General features: G+C 58.4%; 15 protein-coding genes. 10 read left to right on the top strand and 5 right to left on the bottom strand.

Features of this window, described 5'->3' with window-relative positions:
- The first annotated feature begins 15 nt into the window (after positions 1-15).
- Genes A8B84_RS02635 through murB form a run of 4 tightly spaced genes read left to right on the top strand, consistent with a single transcriptional unit; the run spans position 16 to position 2,529 of the window.
- Positions 16-204: a Trm112 family protein gene (locus A8B84_RS02635; RefSeq protein ID WP_064230163.1), complete on the top strand. Its 189-nt coding sequence runs from the start codon at positions 16-18 to the stop codon at positions 202-204.
- A 27-nt stretch (positions 205-231) separates the two neighbouring features.
- The gene (gene kdsB / locus A8B84_RS02640) at positions 232-1,026 is read left to right on the top strand and encodes a 3-deoxy-manno-octulosonate cytidylyltransferase (RefSeq protein ID WP_064230162.1); all 795 of its coding nucleotides are present in this window, start codon (positions 232-234) and stop codon (positions 1,024-1,026) included.
- A complete protein-coding gene (locus A8B84_RS02645; protein WP_064230161.1) occupies positions 1,019-1,498 on the top strand; it encodes a low molecular weight protein-tyrosine-phosphatase in 480 nt (159 codons plus the stop codon). The genes kdsB and A8B84_RS02645 overlap by 8 nt, the downstream gene beginning before the upstream one ends.
- On the top strand, positions 1,495-2,529 hold the full coding sequence (murB, locus tag A8B84_RS02650; RefSeq protein ID WP_064230160.1) for a UDP-N-acetylmuramate dehydrogenase: 1,035 nt from the start codon (positions 1,495-1,497) through the stop codon (positions 2,527-2,529). Before A8B84_RS02645 ends, murB begins: the two co-directional genes overlap by 4 nt.
- Before the next feature lie 47 nt (positions 2,530-2,576).
- Here the strand turns inward: murB and A8B84_RS02655 are convergent, their stop codons facing one another.
- On the bottom strand, positions 2,577-4,310 hold the full coding sequence (locus A8B84_RS02655; protein ID WP_064230159.1) for a proline--tRNA ligase: 1,734 nt from the start codon (positions 4,308-4,310) through the stop codon (positions 2,577-2,579).
- A 127-nt stretch (positions 4,311-4,437) separates the two neighbouring features.
- On the opposite strand from A8B84_RS02655, the gene A8B84_RS02660 reads away from it, so the two are divergent.
- A complete protein-coding gene (locus A8B84_RS02660; protein ID WP_064230158.1) occupies positions 4,438-5,052 on the top strand; it encodes a TetR/AcrR family transcriptional regulator in 615 nt (204 codons plus the stop codon).
- A gap of 1 nt (position 5,053) precedes the next feature.
- On the opposite strand, the gene A8B84_RS02665 is transcribed toward A8B84_RS02660, so the two are convergent.
- Positions 5,054-5,551: an Lrp/AsnC family transcriptional regulator gene (locus tag A8B84_RS02665; protein WP_064230157.1), complete on the bottom strand. Its 498-nt coding sequence runs from the start codon at positions 5,549-5,551 to the stop codon at positions 5,054-5,056.
- A gap of 145 nt (positions 5,552-5,696) precedes the next feature.
- Here A8B84_RS02665 and leuA point away from each other — a divergent pair, with 145 nt between their 5' ends.
- Positions 5,697-7,391, top strand: coding sequence for a 2-isopropylmalate synthase (gene leuA / locus A8B84_RS02670; RefSeq protein WP_064230156.1), 1,695 nt, complete (start codon positions 5,697-5,699; stop codon positions 7,389-7,391).
- Between the two features lie 91 nt (positions 7,392-7,482).
- Here leuA and A8B84_RS02675 read toward each other — a convergent pair whose 3' ends face one another.
- The 3 genes from A8B84_RS02675 to xseA form a co-directional block, all read right to left on the bottom strand.
- On the bottom strand, positions 7,483-7,692 hold the full coding sequence (locus tag A8B84_RS02675) for a cold-shock protein (protein ID WP_008169155.1): 210 nt from the start codon (positions 7,690-7,692) through the stop codon (positions 7,483-7,485).
- A gap of 316 nt (positions 7,693-8,008) precedes the next feature.
- The gene (locus tag A8B84_RS02680) at positions 8,009-9,883 is read right to left on the bottom strand and encodes a propionyl-CoA synthetase (RefSeq protein WP_064230155.1); all 1,875 of its coding nucleotides are present in this window, start codon (positions 9,881-9,883) and stop codon (positions 8,009-8,011) included.
- Between the two features lie 103 nt (positions 9,884-9,986).
- Positions 9,987-11,375 (bottom strand): exodeoxyribonuclease VII large subunit, encoded by a 1,389-nt coding sequence (gene xseA, locus A8B84_RS02685; protein ID WP_064230154.1) that lies wholly within the window; start codon positions 11,373-11,375, stop codon positions 9,987-9,989.
- 192 nt (positions 11,376-11,567) lie between these two features.
- On the opposite strand from xseA, the gene guaB reads away from it, so the two are divergent.
- The 4 genes from guaB (at position 11,568) to galE (ending at position 16,200) form a co-directional block, all read left to right on the top strand.
- Positions 11,568-13,031 (top strand): IMP dehydrogenase, encoded by a 1,464-nt coding sequence (gene guaB / locus A8B84_RS02690; RefSeq protein ID WP_064230153.1) that lies wholly within the window; start codon positions 11,568-11,570, stop codon positions 13,029-13,031.
- A gap of 62 nt (positions 13,032-13,093) precedes the next feature.
- On the top strand, positions 13,094-14,671 hold the full coding sequence (gene guaA / locus A8B84_RS02695; protein ID WP_064230152.1) for a glutamine-hydrolyzing GMP synthase: 1,578 nt from the start codon (positions 13,094-13,096) through the stop codon (positions 14,669-14,671).
- 20 nt (positions 14,672-14,691) lie between these two features.
- Complete coding sequence (gene tadA / locus A8B84_RS02700) at positions 14,692-15,195, top strand: tRNA adenosine(34) deaminase TadA (protein ID WP_064230151.1); 504 nt, start codon at positions 14,692-14,694, stop codon at positions 15,193-15,195.
- A 9-nt stretch (positions 15,196-15,204) separates the two neighbouring features.
- Positions 15,205-16,200: a UDP-glucose 4-epimerase GalE gene (gene galE / locus A8B84_RS02705; RefSeq protein ID WP_064230150.1), complete on the top strand. Its 996-nt coding sequence runs from the start codon at positions 15,205-15,207 to the stop codon at positions 16,198-16,200.
- Positions 16,201-16,202 lie beyond the last annotated feature (2 nt).

The following is a 16,202-nucleotide window of genomic DNA, read 5'->3' on the forward strand; positions in this document are numbered from 1 at the left end:
AAGTGAGTAAGCAACATGGATAAAAAACTTTTGGCAATGCTGGCCTGTCCGGTCTGCAAGGGCGATCTGAAGCTCAACGAGGACAGAACCGAGCTGGTCTGTTATCAGGACGCCATGGCGTTCCCGATCCGCGAGGGCATTCCGGTGATGTTGGCCACAGAGGCGCGGACCCTGTCCACCGATGAGCGTCTGCACAAGCGCTGAACCCAAGTCCATCAGGGTAGTTACCTCATGTCTTTTACCGTTGTGATCCCGGCCCGCTATGCCTCCAGTCGCCTGCCAGGCAAGCCGCTGGCGGAAATTGCCGGAAAGCCCATGATCCAGCACGTCTGTGAGCGTGCTGCGGAAAGCCGGGCAGATCGTGTGGTTGTGGCCACCGACGACGACCGAATCCGCACCGCTTGCGAAGGCTTTGGTGCCGAGGTGGTCATGACATCCCCGAATCATGCCAGCGGCACCGACCGACTCGAGGAAGTTGCCCGGGCGCTCGGGTTCGAGGCCGACCACCGGGTGGTCAACGTGCAGGGTGACGAACCCCTGATTCCGCCGGAACTGATCAATCAGGTGGCCGACAACCTGGAGCTGTATCCGGAAGCCGCCATTGCCACCCTGTGCGAGCGAATTCATGACCCGGAGCAGGTCTTTAATCCCAACGTGGTCAAGGTGGTGTTTGATCACCAGGGGATGGCACATTACTTCAGCCGGGCACCGATTCCGTGGGCCCGGGACCAGTGGCAGGGGGGTACGCCGCTGAAGGGCGTCGACATCTCCTTGCCACACAATATGGGGTATTTCCGGCATATCGGAATTTATGGTTACCGTGCTTCGGTGCTTGCACAGTTTGTCAGTTGGGCGCCTGCCCCCACAGAGGTTACCGAATCCCTGGAACAGTTGCGGGCGCTCTACAACGGCGCCCGGATCCACGTGGATGTGGCTGCCGTGAACCCGCCGGGCGGGATTGACACGGAAGCCGATCTGCAACGGGTCCGCAACTGGCTGGAAAGGAGAGAGATCGACAATGGCTGAACCGGTAAAGGTACTTTTCGTTTGTCTGGGCAACATCTGTCGCTCGCCCAGTGCCGAAGGGGTGTTTCGTTCCCTGGTGGAGCAGGCTGGCCTCGCGGAAAAAGTTCACATCGATTCCTGTGGCACTGGTCACTGGCATATTGGCAAGAGTCCTGATACCCGGGCCCAGGAGGCCGCCTTGCGCCGTGGCATTGATATCAGCGGTTTGCGGGCGCGCCAGTTCGGTCCAGAGGATCTGGACACCTTCGACTACGTGCTGGTCATGGATCGCCAGAACCTGGCCGACATCAAGGATGTCTGGTATCAGAACGGCGGCACCCGGCCAGCACTGTTCCTGGAGTATGGCCGCTCGGCGCATAAGGAAGTGCCAGATCCGTACTACGGCGGTGACGAAGGGTTTGAAACCGTGCTTGATCTGATAAACGAGGCTGGCGAGGGGTTGCTGGCGGACATCCGGGGGCGCCTGGCTTGAGTGAGCAGCCGGAGATCCGGGGAAACGTCGAACTGGAGGCGCTGAACACCCTGCATGTGCCGGCCAGGGCCCGCTTCTACGTGGAGGTTCACAGCGCGGATGAGCTGGCTCGGTCCCTGGACTGGGCTGCGTCCGAAGACCAGGAAGTGCTGATTCTCGGTGGTGGCAGTAACCTGGTGCTGGCGGGTGACTTTATGGGGCTGGTGGTCCGTCTGGCCATTCGTGGACGCCGCTGGGAGCATATCGAAGATCACCGGGCCACCCTGGTGCTCGGCGCCGGTGAGAACTGGCATGAGGCGGTTCTGTATGCGGCCCGGGCCGGTTATCGCGGTATCGAAAATCTGGCGCTGATTCCCGGAACCGCAGGTGCCGCGCCCGTGCAGAATATCGGTGCCTATGGAGTTGAACTCTGCGATTCTCTGGAATCTGTCACAGCACTGGACCGTGATACGGGTGAGCTGGTTGTACTCGAAAATGCGGAGTGCCGGTTTGCTTACCGAGACAGCCTGTTCAAACAGACACCGGGCCGATACGTGATCACCGAAATTCGTCTGGGCCTGTCCCGCTCACGGCCCCTGGTGCTGGGGTATCGAGATCTACAGGAATACCTCGGTGATACGCCGGAAAACGCCCTTGATCCGTTGCATGTGGCGGAGGCCGTGATGGCCATCCGGCGACGCAAGTTGCCGGACCCGGACATCATTCCGAACGCCGGAAGTTTCTTCAAGAACCCGGTGGTGGAGAGCGCAACCTATGAGGCTCTCAGGGAACGGAACCCCGATATTGTGGCCTATCCTCAGGCGCACGGCGTTAAACTGGCCGCAGCCTGGCTGATTGATCAAAGTGGCTGGAAAGGGTTCCGTAATGCCCGGGTGGGCGTTCATAACCGGCAGGCACTGGTCCTGATTAACCACTCGGGCGGTACTGGCGCCGACATACTTGAGCTTGCGGAGACGATCCGTCAATCGGTGGCAGACCGTTTCGGGGTAACGCTGGAAATGGAGCCGGGGATTGTGGGTAGCCAGAGGTAAGCCCGCCCGGAGGCGGGCACGGATTCAAAGATCTTTTCAAAGATCTTTTACAGTCCTTTGCGGGGCGAGGCATTTACCAGGAATGGCAGCGCTTCAGCCACCGGCACATCCTGTTTTTCCGCATCTCTCCGGCCCTTGTATTCTAGGGTTCCTGCCGCCAGACCGCGCTCGGACACTACAAACCGGTGCGGGATACCGATCAGTTCCATATCGGCGAACTTCACGCCCGGGCGCTCTTTGCGGTCATCCAGAAGCACGTCGTAGCCCGCCTGGCGAAGCTGCTCGTAAAGCTTTTCGCCAGCTTCGGCAACCGTAGGAGACTTGTGGGCGTTAAGAGTAACGATGGCCACCTGGAAAGGCGCAATGGCGTCCGGCCAGATGATGCCGTTGTCGTCATGGTTCTGCTCAATGGCGGCAGCGACAACCCGGGAAACGCCGAGGCCGTAGCATCCCATCTCCATGATTACGGTCTTGCCGTTCTCATCCAGAACCGTGGCGTTCATGGCGGTACTGTATTTGTTGCCGAGTTTGAAAATATGGCCGACCTCAATCCCGCGACGGATTTCCAGAGTGCCCTTGCCGTCCGGGCTGGCGTCGCCCTCAACCACGTTGCGCAGGTCTTCCACACGGTCAAGCGTTGCGTCCCTGTCCCAGTTCACACCGGTCAGGTGGAAGCCTTCTCGGTTGGCGCCGCAGACAAAGTCCGCCAGGTGGGCAGCACTACGGTCAACAATCACCGGTACATTGAGTTTTACCGGTCCGATAGACCCGGCCTTGCACCCGACAGCCTGCTCGATTTCCTCATCGGTGGCCATGGTCAGAGGCTCGGCAACGCCGGCCAGGTTTTCGGCCTTGATCTCGTTCAGGGTGTGATCGCCGCGCAGAACCAGAGCGATCAGGCCGGAATTGCCGTCTTCGTCCGCCTCGGCCTTCACCAGCAGAGTCTTGACCGTGCGGGTGGGGTCAATGCCCAGCAACGCGGACACCGCCTCGATGGTTTTCTGGTCTGGCGTGGCGACTTCCTTCATCTCCTCGGCCGGGGCAGGGCGATCTCCGCCCGGCGCTACCGCCTCAGCTTTCTCGATATTGGCCGCGTAATCGCTCTCTGTGCTGAAAACGATGTCGTCTTCGCCGGAGGATGCGAGTACATGGAACTCGTGGGAAGCGTTGCCGCCTATGGCGCCGGAATCCGCCTGTACTGCACGGTAATCGAGGCCGAACCGGTCGAAGATGGCGCAGTAGGTGCGGTGCATCAGCTCATAGGTTTCGTTCAGGGATTCTGCGTTCAGATGGAAGGAGTAGGCATCCTTCATGAGAAATTCCCGGGCCCGCATGACGCCGAACCGGGGGCGACGCTCGTCCCGGAATTTGGTCTGGACCTGGTAGAAATTGGCGGGCAGCTCCTTGTAGCTGCTCAGCTCGTTCCGGATCAGGTCGGTAATCACCTCTTCGTGGGTTGGCCCGAAACAGAAATCCCGGCCGTGGCGGTCTTTCATTCGCAGCAATTCGCCGCCGTACTGGGTCCAGCGCCCGGATTCCTCCCAGAGCTCGGCCGGCTGGACCGCCGGCATCAATACTTCCTGGGCACCACTCTTGTCCATTTCTTCGCGAACAATCCGCTCAACCTTACGCAGGGTGCGCAGGCCCATTGGCAACCAGGTGTAAAGCCCGGCGGCCAGTTTACGAATCATGCCGGCACGCAACATCAGCTGGTGGCTGATGATCTCGGCGTCAGCGGGGGTCTCTTTCTGGGTGGCAATCAGGTAACGGCTTGCTCGCATCGTGTCTTCCGTTTGTAATAAATCTGAAGTGTTAGACTAATGGACAGGCGGCGGTTGGCCCGCCGAAGCCTTTATTTGTCGTAAAGTGGCCATTATTGTACGGAGCCTGTTGCACAAGGTACAGATGATGACCGACGAATCTATTGATGTGGCCCCGCGGCGCCGGCCGGTCCAGGCGCGCAGCCGGGAACGCGTCAACACCATCCTTCGCCACGCCGCCGCCATTTTTCACGAGACCGGCGTCGAGGCTGTCAGCATGTCAGCCATTGCCCGGCAGTCGGGAATGTCCCTGGCCTCCCTGTATCGGTATTTTCCCAACAAGGCGGCCATCGTTCATGCCATTGCTGAACAGCATGTGGAGAAGATGGAACGTGCTCTGAGGAAGCGTTTACAGGAACTGAGCGTGGTTGATGCGGTAGACGTTCTCATTGATCAGTTCTACGAATTTTACCGCGATGAGCCTGCCTATTCGGCTATCTGGAGCGGCGTGGAGGCCATGCCGGAACTCCGGGAGCTGGATCTGAGAGAGCTGTACACCAACGCCCGGGACCTGGACGAGAAGCTCAGAAAGGAATGCCCCCAGATCGCTGACGCCCGGCGCTGGACAGCAAGCTTGTTGCTGCCACGGTCTGCGGGCACTGTGCTGCGGCTGGCAGTGACCCTCCCGGAGGCACAGGGCCGGCAACTGGTGGAGGAACTCAAGTGCATGGCCCGGGCTTACGTTCGCGAGCTTGTCGCCTGAATCAGGAAAGATAACCCAGGGGCAGGGCGGTACTGTCGATTACTCTGCGGAGTACAAAGCTGGAATGTACACCGCTGACCCCCTGAATGCGGGTGATACGGTTCAACAGGAAATGGTGGTAGTGGTCCATGTCCGGCACCACTACCTTGAGCATGTAATCGGCGTCCTGGCCGGTGATCAGGTAGCACTCCTGAACCTCCGGGTACTCGGCCACCTGCTCTTCAAAGGCCGCGAATCGCTCTGGCGTATGCCGGTCCATACCGATCAGTATGATTGCCGTCAGTGACAGGCCTAGCTTCTTGTGGTCGAGGATAGTGACGGTTCTGACAATAACGCCTGCATCCTCAAGGGCCCTGACACGGCGCAGGCAGGGTGAGGGTGACAGCCCGACTTTTTCTGCCAGTTCCTGGTTGGTCAGGGAACCATCCTGCTGGATGTGTTCGAGGATTCGACGGTCCATCTTGTCAACTTTGACGAGGGTTTTCTGATTTTCAGCCATAAAATTCCATAAAAGCTGCCTGGTTAGCAATTTATAAGTTAAAAAGTACGCTTTCCATTGGAAGTTCGCAATCAAATTCCAGCTTTATCGCGTTAACCTGTACCCATTGATAATTTCATTCCCGAAACCGCAAGGAATAACACGCATGGCTTTCGATCATCGCAAATACGTTGCGTTCAAACCTGTTGCCAAAACCGACCGTCGGTGGCCGGACAAGGTCATCGAGAAGGCGCCCACCTGGTGTGCCGTTGACCTTCGGGATGGCAACCAGGCGCTGGTGAAGCCCATGTCTGTTGCCCAGAAAACGCGGATGTTCGAGTTGCTGGTCAAGCTGGGCTTCAAGGAAATCGAGATTGGCTTTCCTGCTGCCAGCCAGCCGGATTTCGATTTCTGTCGCAAGCTGATTGAAGAAAACCGCATTCCCGAGGGTGTGAAGATCCAGGTGCTGACCCAGGCCCGTCCTGAACTGATCGAGCGTACTTACGAAGCACTGGCCGGCGCCCGGAAAGCAATCGTGCATGTCTACAATTCCACGTCCACGGTTCAGCGGGAGCAGGTGTTTGGACTGGATCGCGATGGCATCAGGGATATTGCCGTCAATGGTGCAAAGCTGGTTCGTGACATTGCTGCCCGCCACCCGGAAACCGAGTGGACCTTCCAGTATTCACCGGAAAGCTTTACCGGAACCGAACTGGATTTCGCTGCGGAAGTGATTGATGCCGTGAGTGAGGTCTGGCGCCCGGAAGAGGGGCAGCCGATGATTATCAACCTGCCTGCCACCGTAGAAATGGCGACACCGAATGTGTTCGCGGACCAGATTGAATGGATCTGCGACAAGATCCAGCGCCGCGAGCACATCAGCATCAGCGTGCACACCCACAACGATCGTGGCTGCGCCGTGGCCGCCGCCGAACTGGCGGTGATGGCCGGAGCCGACCGGGTCGAGGGTACCCTGATGGGCAACGGTGAGCGCACCGGCAACATGGATCTGGTGACCATGGCCATGAACCTCTATTCCCAGGGCATTGATCCCACACTGGATCTGTCCGGCATGGCAGAGATCACAGAGGTAGTCGAGGCCTGCACCGAGATTTCCACCCATCCGCGTCATCCCTACGCCGGCGAGCTGGTCTTTACCGCCTTCTCCGGCAGCCACCAGGACGCCATCCGAAAATGCCTGGCGCGCCGCAAGGAAGGGGAGACCTGGAATGTCGCTTACCTGCCCATCGATCCGTTCGATATCGGCCGCCGGTATGAGGAAGTGGTGCGCATCAACAGTCAGTCTGGCAAGGGCGGTGTCGCCTATGTACTGGAGCGGGATTACAACATCAGCCTGCCGCGCTGGCTGCAGATCGAGTTCAGCAAGGTGGTGCAGCGAGAAGCGGAAACCAACGGTGGTGAAATTGACTCACTGACCATTCATCGCCTGTTCGAGGATCGCTACCTGAAAGTCCACGCCGACTGGGCTCTGCGCTCCTACGACCTGCACCGTGACGAAGAGGGTGTGCACGCCGAGGTGTCGGTGGGTCGCGATGCGTCGCCGGTTCGTCTGGATGGCCATGGGCTGGGCGCTGTGGAGGCCGTATCGGAGGCGCTGGAGAAGCGCTTTGGTATCTCCATCGCTGTCGAGGCTTACGACGAATTTGCCCTGGGTGAGGGCACTAATGCCAACGCTCTGGCCTGTATCCGCTTGACCGCAAGCGGTATGCATTGCAGTGCAGCGGCACTGGCAGAGGACACCACGTCTGCTACTTTGCAGGCACTGTTTTCGGCGGTAGCCCAGGCGGTGGGTGTTGAAATGCCCAGGAAGGAAATGGAGGCTGAAACAGCCGGTGCCTGATAACGCACTGCCCTGACGACACAAGCCGGCACGAGTGCCGGCTTGTTGGTTTTCCGATGCCCGTGAGGGGCAAAGGACGGAACGTAAACCCTCAGACCGGGGTAACGTTTTCCGCCTGCGGGCCTTTAGGGCCCTGTGTTACGGTGAACTGTACCTGCTGACCTTCGGTCAGGGTACGGAAACCGCTTGCGTTGATTGCGCTGTAGTGAACAAACACGTCGCTGCCACCGTCCTGAGCGATGAAGCCAAAGCCTTTGGACTCGTTAAACCACTTAACGTGGCCGGTTTTAGTATCGGACATTGATCTTTCCTGTCTTTCTGTAATTTGCCCTCACGGGACCTTCAAAATTCCACATGGAATCGTTGCTGAGAAATCCAGAGAGTACTGAGGAAGGGGCAACGAAGAGCACTTCGGCAGGACGTTGAAACGCATTCACCAAATACCGCTGTATTTTCACAGCAATTTCAGTATAGACCGACTTTGGGGGGCGTCAACGAAATTTTTGCACCTTTCATGCAGGTTTTATTGTCGGCAAAAACAACGGCTTGGGATTTGATTGAATAAAAAATGCCCGCTCCCCGTTAACCGGGGGCGGGCAGGGTTCAGGGCGCTTCCGTCAGTGGCGGAATTGCTCGCTGATTTCTTCCAGAATGGCCGGATCATCAATGGTGCTGGGCACCGAGTATTCCTCGCCATCAGCGATCTGACGGATAACCCGTCTCAGGATCTTCCCGGAACGGGTCTTGGGAAGTCGGTCCACTACCAGGGCGCGACGGAAACAGGCGATGGCACCGATCTTGTCGCGAACCATCTCCACCAGTTCGTCTTCCAGTTCGTCATGGTCGATGGTTGCGCCATCCTTGATGAGAACCAGTCCGATGGGAATTTGCCCTTTCATGTCATCGTGAGCACCTACCACGCAGCACTCGGCAACGGCGGGGTGTGAAGCCACCACTTCTTCCATCTCGCCGGTGGAAAGACGGTGGCCGGCCACATTGATCACGTCATCGGTGCGGCCCATGACAAACACATAGCCGTCATCGTCAATAAATCCGCCGTCACCGGAACTGTAGAATCCCGATATCGGTTCCAGATAGGTTTTGCGGAAGCGCTCGTCGTTGCCCCAGACCGTCATCATGCAGCCTGGCGGCAGGGGCAGTTTCACGGCAATCTGGCCTTGCTCGCCGGCGGGCATCTGGCTGCCTTTCATGTCCACCACCTGAACGTTATAGCCGGGGGAGGGCACGGTCGCAGATCCCGGTTTGGTGGCCATCAATTCGATACCCACCGGGTTGCAGCAGATGGCCCAGCCCGTCTCGGTCTGCCACCAGTGGTCAAGAACCGGCAGGCCGGTATGTTCCTTCAGCCATTCATAGGTGGCTGGATCCAGGCGCTCGCCGGCCAGGAACAGGCGTTTCAGTGAGCTGATGTCATAGCGTGACAACTGATCCGCTTCCGGATCTTCCTTGCGGACGGCCCGGAATGCGGTCGGAGCGGTAAACAGCATGTTGACCTTATGGTCCTGTACCACACGCCAGAATGCGCCGGCATCTGGCGTTTTCACCGGCTTGCCCTCGTACAGGATTGTGGTGCAGCCGGCAAACAGTGGGGCGTAAACGATGTAGCTGTGGCCAACGACCCAGCCAACGTCGGAGGCGGCCCAGTAAACATCGCCGGGTTTGGCATCGTAGACCAGCTTCATGCTGTAGTTTAGGGCAACCGCGTGACCGCCATTATCACGCACCACACCCTTGGGTTTTCCGGTGGTACCGGAGGTGTAAAGGATGTAGAGCGGATCCGTTGACTTGACGGGCACCGGGTTGGCGGGTTCAGCCGTTTTCATCAACTCGTTCCAGTCGTGGTCCCGGCCAGCCTGAAGGTCGGCCTTCACCTGGGGACGCTGGTAAACAATGCAGGTTTCCGGTTTATGGCTGGCCTGATCGATGGCCTTGTTGACCAGCGGCTTGTATTCGATCACGCGGGCGACTTCAATGCCGCAGGAGGCGGTAATCACGGCCTTGGGTTTGGCGTCATCAATGCGCACGGCCAGTTCGTGGGCAGCAAAGCCGCCAAAAACCACAGAGTGAATAGCCCCGATCCGCGCGCAGCCCAGCATCGCAATGACGGCTTCCGGGATCATTGGCATGTAGATGATGACCCGGTCACCCTTGGTGATGCCCCGGTCTTTCAGGGCACCGGCGAAGCGTGCAACCTCGTCGGTCAGTTCGTTGTAGGTGTAGGAACGCTGGGTATCGGTAACCGGAGAGTCGTAGATCAGGGCTTTCTGGTCACCACGGCCTGCGCGGATGTTGGCATCCAGCGCGATATCGCAGGTGTTCAGGGTGCCATCGGGGAACCACTCCCCGTGGCCATTGTCTGTTGGCTGCCAGATGGTTTTCGGCGGTTCAATCCAGTCAATTTTTTCCGCCTGTTCACGCCAGAAGTCGTCCGGTTTGTCTATCGACCGCCGGAACTCCGAGTGGTAGTCCATACATTCCACCTCATCGTGCCTGTTGTTGTTTTAATACGTTTCCTGACAACTTTAGGCCGTTTGAAATCATGGACTAGTAGACCATTGGCTTAGTCTGCGCGCTCTAGGGGCCAGTTTCCTCTGCAGATTTGACCGACGTCACCTTTGCCTTCATTTCACCCTTGGCAACCCGGGCGGAAATGGTATCGCCCGGGCCGACTTCAGATGCTTCCCGGATGATGTTCCCCTGGTTGTCGCGGACGATCGCATACCCCCTGCCAAGGGTTGCCAGGGGGCTGACCACGTTCATGGTCTGCGCCGCGTGTTCCAGGTTTTCCCGGCGGTGCCTCAGATCCTGCTGGATGATAGAAGTCAGTCGTTCGCCCACGCGCCGAAGGGCTTCCCGGCTATCAGAAAGCTGGCGGCGCGGTGACTGCATGACCAGTCTCTGGCGTAGGTGATCATTGCGCACGCCCACCGTTGTCAGGCGCTGTCGGATAGCCTTCTGAAGTCGCAGCTCCAGTTCATCCATCCGCTGGGCTTTCTCCAGAAGTTCCCGTCGCGGGTCCCGCAACCGTGCACCCAGGTGCCCGAGCTGGGTACCAAGGCGCTTCAGGGCAAGGCTCATGGCATTGGAAAGACGGAATTGCCGCTCACGGAGCTGTCTGAGCCAGTCAGACTGATCCGGTGAAATCTTTTCAGCTGCCGCCGACGGTGTCGGTGCTCGGAGATCCGCCACGAAATCCGCAATGGTCACATCCACTTCGTGGCCAACCGCGCTCACGGTGGGAATCCGGCAAGCGGCAATGGCGCGGGCTACCGCTTCTTCGTTGAAGCACCAGAGATCTTCCAGGGAGCCACCGCCGCGACCGATAATCAGCACGTCGGCAACCCCGTGGCTCTGGGCGGCTTCAATGGCGCCAACAATATCGGCCGTGGCGGCCTTGCCCTGAACAGCCGTGGGGTAAAGTGTCACGGGAATGGCGGGGCAGCGACGGGCCAGGACGGTCAGTATGTCGTGTATCGCGGCACCGGTGGGCGAGGTAACCACACCGATGTGCCGGGGCAGGGACGGCAGTGGTTTCTTCCTGGCCTGATCAAACAGGCCCTCGGCCAGCAGCTTGCGTTTGAGCTCCTCGAAGGCCTGCTGCAGAGCGCCGAGCCCCGCTGGCTCAATATGCTCAACGATGATCTGGAAGTCGCCCCGGTTCTCGTAGAGGGTCACCTTGCCGCGTATCCGAACCTGATCACCCTCTTTGGGCAATGTCCGAATACGCTGGTTCATTCCCCGGAACATGGCGCAGCGAACCTGGCATTTGCGGTCTTTCAGGGAAAAGTACCAATGGCCGGAGGAGGGGCGTGAGAATCCGGAGAGTTCGCCTTCCACCCACACCTGCATTAAGCTGGACTCCAGCAGATGTCTGGCCTGGTGGTTGAGCTCGCTGACACTGAGCGCCCGGGGCCGGCTGTCCTGAAGATGCGGCGCCGCCGGTCCTGATCCGTCGTTATACATACGCAATAGCCGAAAAAAGGAAGGGTAAAAATAGCGAAATTTCAAAAAGATGCAATCGAACCTTAAAAACGCCCCGGTTTACTGTCCCCGAGAGCCCCATTATAATAGATCGATTAAGGATTTTGCTTTGTCGTACCGCCGCGGGTACGGCACGGAAATTCCCAACTTAGCACGATCAAAAGGCGGATCCCAATGCTGCGAATTGCCGAAGAAGCCCTCACATTTGATGACGTTCTGCTGGTTCCCGGATATTCAGAAGTGCTGCCTCACGAGGTTAGCCTGCAAACCCAGCTGACCAAGGGTATCACCCTCAATATCCCTCTTCTGTCATCCGCCATGGATACCGTTACCGAGGCAGAATTGGCCATCGCCATGGCCCAGGAAGGCGGTATCGGCATCATGCACAAGAACATGACCGTTGAGCAACAGGCGGCTGCCGTCCGCAAGGTCAAGAAGTTCGAGAGTGGTGTTGTCAAGGATCCGATTACCGTATCGCCAGAGACCACCGTTCGTGAGTTGGTCGATATCACCATGGCAAACAGCATTTCCGGCCTGCCGGTCGTAGATGGCCACGACCTGATCGGTATCGTGACCGGCCGTGATATCCGGTTTGAAAGCCGCATGGATACGCTGGTTCGGGACATCATGACGCCGAAGGACAAGCTGGTGACGGTCAAGGAAGGTGCCTGCCTCGAGGAAGTCAAAGAGTTACTGCATCGTCACCGGATCGAAAAGGTACTGGTGGTTAATGACAACTTTGAACTGCGCGGCCTGATCACCGTGAAAGATATCCAGAAAGCCAAGGATTATCCGCTGGCGTGCAAGGATGACCAGGGGCGTCTGCGGGTTGGTGCAGCGGTCAGCACCGGCGGTGACACCGAGGCGCGGATCACTGCACTGGCCGAGGCCGGCGTTGACGTGATCGTTGTGGATACGGCCCACGGCCATTCCCGTGGCGTTATCGAGCGTGTTCGCTGGATCAAGAAGAACTTCCCGGATGTCCAGGTGATTGGCGGTAACATTGCGACCTCACACGCGGCGCTTGCCCTGGCAGAAGCCGGCGCGGATGCCGTGAAAGTGGGTATTGGTCCCGGTTCCATCTGTACCACTCGCATTGTGGCTGGTATCGGCGTACCGCAGATCTCGGCGGTTTCCAACGTGGCAGCAGCCCTCAAGGAGCTTGGGGTCCCGGTGATTGCAGACGGTGGTATCCGGTTCTCCGGAGATATTGCCAAGGCCATCGCCGCTGGCGCCCACAGTGTCATGATCGGCAGTCTGTTGGCAGGCACCGATGAGGCACCTGGCGAGGTAGAGTTGTTCCAGGGGCGCAGTTACAAGGCGTATAGGGGCATGGGCTCCATTGGCGCCATGGGGCAGGGCTCCAGCGATCGCTATTTCCAGGATGCCAGTAAAGGCATCGAGAAGCTTGTGCCGGAAGGCATCGAGGGCCGCGTTGCCTGCAAAGGCCCAATGCGTAACATCGTTCATCAACTGGTTGGCGGTCTGCGTGCGGCTATGGGCTACACCGGTAGTGCGACCATGGAAGAAATGCGGACCAAGCCGGAATTCGTGCGCATCACCAACGCCGGCATGCGTGAGAGCCACGTGCACGATGTGACCATCACAAAAGAATCGCCCAACTACCGTATCGGTTAACCATTGCCCTACCAGACGCGGCCCCCAGAGGGCCGCGTTGTTTATTCAGCTCCGAGGACTCCATGGCCCAGAACATTCACGACCACCGCATCCTGATTCTCGATTTCGGTTCCCAGTACACCCAGCTGATTGCCCGCCGTGTAAGGGAGATCGGCGTTTACTGTGAAATCAAGGCGTTCGATATCACCGATGACGAGCTCAATGACTTCAATCCCAAGGGGATTATTCTTGCAGGTGGTCCGGAGTCAGTAACTCAGCTGGGCGGTCCCCGGGCGCCGGAAGGGTTGTTTGACCGCGGCATTCCGATTCTCGGTATCTGTTACGGCATGCAAACCATGGCAGAGCAGCTTGGCGGCCGCGTTGCCAGTTCCGAGAAGCGAGAGTTTGGCTATGCTCAGGTGAAGGTTCGCGCCAAAGGGCCACTGCTGGCGGATATCACCGATCACCTGACGCCGGCTGGAGAGTCTCTTCTGGACGTGTGGATGAGTCACGGTGACAAGGTGGTGGCGATGCCGGAAGGCTTCGAGCTGCTGGCCTCCACCGAGAGTGCTCCGATTTCCGCAATGCAGGATCTCAGCCGGAATTTGTACGGTGTTCAGTTCCACCCCGAGGTTACCCACACCCTTCAGGGTAAGCGGATTCTTGAGCATTTCATTCTGACCATCTGTAAATGCGAGGCTCTCTGGACACCGGCCAAAATTGTGGATGACGCGGTTCAGCAGATTCGTGAACAGGTCGGCACTGACAAGGTACTGCTTGGCCTGTCCGGCGGTGTTGATTCCTCGGTAACGGCTGCGCTGCTTCACCGCGCGATCGGTGACCAACTGACCTGTGTGTTCGTAGACAATGGCCTCCTGCGTCTTCACGAAGGCGACCAGGTGATGGATATGTTCGCCAGCAACATGGGCGTGAAAGTGATTCGGGTTGATGCCGAAGACCTGTTCCTGTCGAAACTCAAGGGCGTGAGTGATCCCGAGCAGAAGCGCAAGATTATTGGCAATACCTTTATCGACGTGTTTGATGACGAGGCGGCCAACATCAAGGACGTGAACTGGCTGGCCCAGGGCACGATCTATCCCGACGTCATCGAGTCTGCCGCCTCCAAAACCGGCAAGGCCCATGTGATCAAGTCCCACCACAACGTAGGTGGCTTGCCGGAAACCATGAAAATGAAGCTGGTTGAACCGCTGCGGGAGCTGTTCAAAGATGAGGTCCGCCGGATCGGACTTGAGCTCGGCCTTCCGTACGACATGGTTTACCGCCACCCGTTCCCGGGGCCGGGCCTCGGCGTGCGTATTCTTGGCGAAGTGAAAAAGGAATACGCCGATATCCTGCGCAAGGCCGATGCCATATTCCTGGAAGAACTTCATCGCGCGGATTTCTACCACAAGACCAGCCAGGCCTTTGCGGTGTTTCTGCCGGTCAAGTCGGTAGGCGTGGTAGGAGATGCCCGCCGCTACGAATACGTAGTGGCCCTCCGGGCGGTAGAAACCATCGATTTCATGACCGCCCGCTGGGCGCATCTTCCCTATGATCTGCTTGAAACCGTGTCCAACCGGATCATCAACGAGATCACCGGCGTTTCCCGGGTGACCTACGATGTTTCGTCCAAGCCACCGGCAACGATTGAGTGGGAATAATCAGCGGGTGATCGGGTCCGATGTCTGAGGTGACAGCGGAAGACAAATACTGGATGACTCGAGCGCTGCAGCTGGCTGGTGAAGCCGCAGCCAAAGGCGAAGTGCCTGTTGGTGCTGTTGTGGTTCTGGACGGTAAAGAAGTCGGCGCTGGTTTTAACGCGCCGATTTCCGGTTGCGATCCCACGGCCCATGCGGAAATCCGGGCTTTGCGCGATGCCGCCGCCCGGGTGGGCAATTATCGGCTGCCCGATGCCACGCTTTACGTTACTCTGGAGCCCTGTACCATGTGCGTGGGCGCTATCGTTCATGGCCGCATCAGTCGGCTTGTCTACGGTGCCAGTGAGCCCAAGGCCGGGGCAATAGAATCTGCACGCCGAACGCTTGAGGAGCCCCACCTTAACTGGGATGTGACGGCGGTTGGCGGTGTTCTCTCAGGCCAGTGCAGCCAGGTGATCAGTGAGTTTTTCAGCCGGCGCCGGGCAGAGATCCGGCGTTTGCGTAAACAGAATTCAGGGAAGGAGTAGTTCTCGCCTATGAAAGTCCTCGTTACCGGCGGAGCCGGGTATATTGGCAGTCATGTTGTTCGTCAGCTTGGCCAGGCTGGTCACGATATCGTGGTGTTCGATAACCTCTCTACAGGCTACCGCTGGGCGGTGACCGCCGGCGAACTGGTGGTCGGCGATCTGGCTGATGAGGGGGCGGTCGAGGATCTGTTCTCCCGTCACCGGTTTGAAGCCGTTCTGCATTTTGCGGCCAACATTGTGGTGCCGGAATCCGTCGCCAATCCCCTGAAGTACTACAGCAACAACACCCGCAATACCCTGAACCTGCTGAAAGCGGTCGAAAAGCACCAAGTGCCTTACATGGTGTTTTCCTCCACCGCCGCCGTTTATGGTATGCCCGAGCAGACGGTGCTCACCGAGGATTTGCCGCTGGCTCCGATCAATCCCTACGGCGCGTCCAAGATGATGAGCGAGCGGATGATCATGGATCTGTCTGCGGCCTCAAGCCTCAACTATGTGATTCTCCGTTACTTCAATGTGGCAGGGGCCAATCCGGAAGGGCTGCTGGGCCAGGCTACGCCCGAAGCTACGCATCTGATCAAGGTGGCGTGCGAATGCGTGACCGGCCAGCGTGAGGGGATGAGTGTCTTCGGCACCGATTACGATACCCGGGATGGTACCTGCATTCGTGACTACATCCATGTGGAAGATCTCGCCAAGGCTCATGTAATGGCGCTGGACTACATGGCAGGCGGTGGTCATTCGAAGGTAATGAACTGCGGTTATGGTCGCGGCTTTACGGTCCGGGAAGTGATTGATGTGGTCAAGGCGCAATCCGGCGTTGATTTTCCGGTCACCGAAACGGGCCGCCGCGCCGGCGACCCGGCGGCGCTGATGGCGGACAACACGCGTATTCGCCAGACCCTGGGCTGGCAGCCTGATTACGACAATCTGGAAACGATTGTGAGCACGGCTCTGGCGTGGGAAGCGATCTGGCAGAAGAAAAAAGCCGACAACGCCCAATAACT

It is taken from the genome of Marinobacter sp. EhC06, from assembly GCF_001650915.1.
Lineage (GTDB): Bacteria > Pseudomonadota > Gammaproteobacteria > Pseudomonadales > Oleiphilaceae > Marinobacter.

Coding starts and splice junctions, on each gene's coding strand:
- A8B84_RS02655 (WP_064230159.1), bottom strand. CDS start 4,310: ATGCGAGCAAGCCGTTACCTGATTGCCACCCAGAAAGAGACCCCCGCT.
- A8B84_RS02635 (WP_064230163.1), top strand. CDS start 16: ATGGATAAAAAACTTTTGGCAATGCTGGCCTGTCCGGTCTGCAAGGGC.
- A8B84_RS02680 (WP_064230155.1), bottom strand. CDS start 9,883: ATGGACTACCACTCGGAGTTCCGGCGGTCGATAGACAAACCGGACGAC.
- A8B84_RS02665 (WP_064230157.1), bottom strand. CDS start 5,551: ATGGCTGAAAATCAGAAAACCCTCGTCAAAGTTGACAAGATGGACCGT.
- galE (WP_064230150.1), top strand. CDS start 15,205: ATGAAAGTCCTCGTTACCGGCGGAGCCGGGTATATTGGCAGTCATGTT.
- guaA (WP_064230152.1), top strand. CDS start 13,094: ATGGCCCAGAACATTCACGACCACCGCATCCTGATTCTCGATTTCGGT.
- xseA (WP_064230154.1), bottom strand. CDS start 11,375: ATGTATAACGACGGATCAGGACCGGCGGCGCCGCATCTTCAGGACAGC.
- leuA (WP_064230156.1), top strand. CDS start 5,697: ATGGCTTTCGATCATCGCAAATACGTTGCGTTCAAACCTGTTGCCAAA.
- kdsB (WP_064230162.1), top strand. CDS start 232: ATGTCTTTTACCGTTGTGATCCCGGCCCGCTATGCCTCCAGTCGCCTG.
- A8B84_RS02645 (WP_064230161.1), top strand. CDS start 1,019: ATGGCTGAACCGGTAAAGGTACTTTTCGTTTGTCTGGGCAACATCTGT.
- A8B84_RS02660 (WP_064230158.1), top strand. CDS start 4,438: ATGACCGACGAATCTATTGATGTGGCCCCGCGGCGCCGGCCGGTCCAG.
- tadA (WP_064230151.1), top strand. CDS start 14,692: ATGTCTGAGGTGACAGCGGAAGACAAATACTGGATGACTCGAGCGCTG.
- A8B84_RS02675 (WP_008169155.1), bottom strand. CDS start 7,692: ATGTCCGATACTAAAACCGGCCACGTTAAGTGGTTTAACGAGTCCAAA.
- guaB (WP_064230153.1), top strand. CDS start 11,568: ATGCTGCGAATTGCCGAAGAAGCCCTCACATTTGATGACGTTCTGCTG.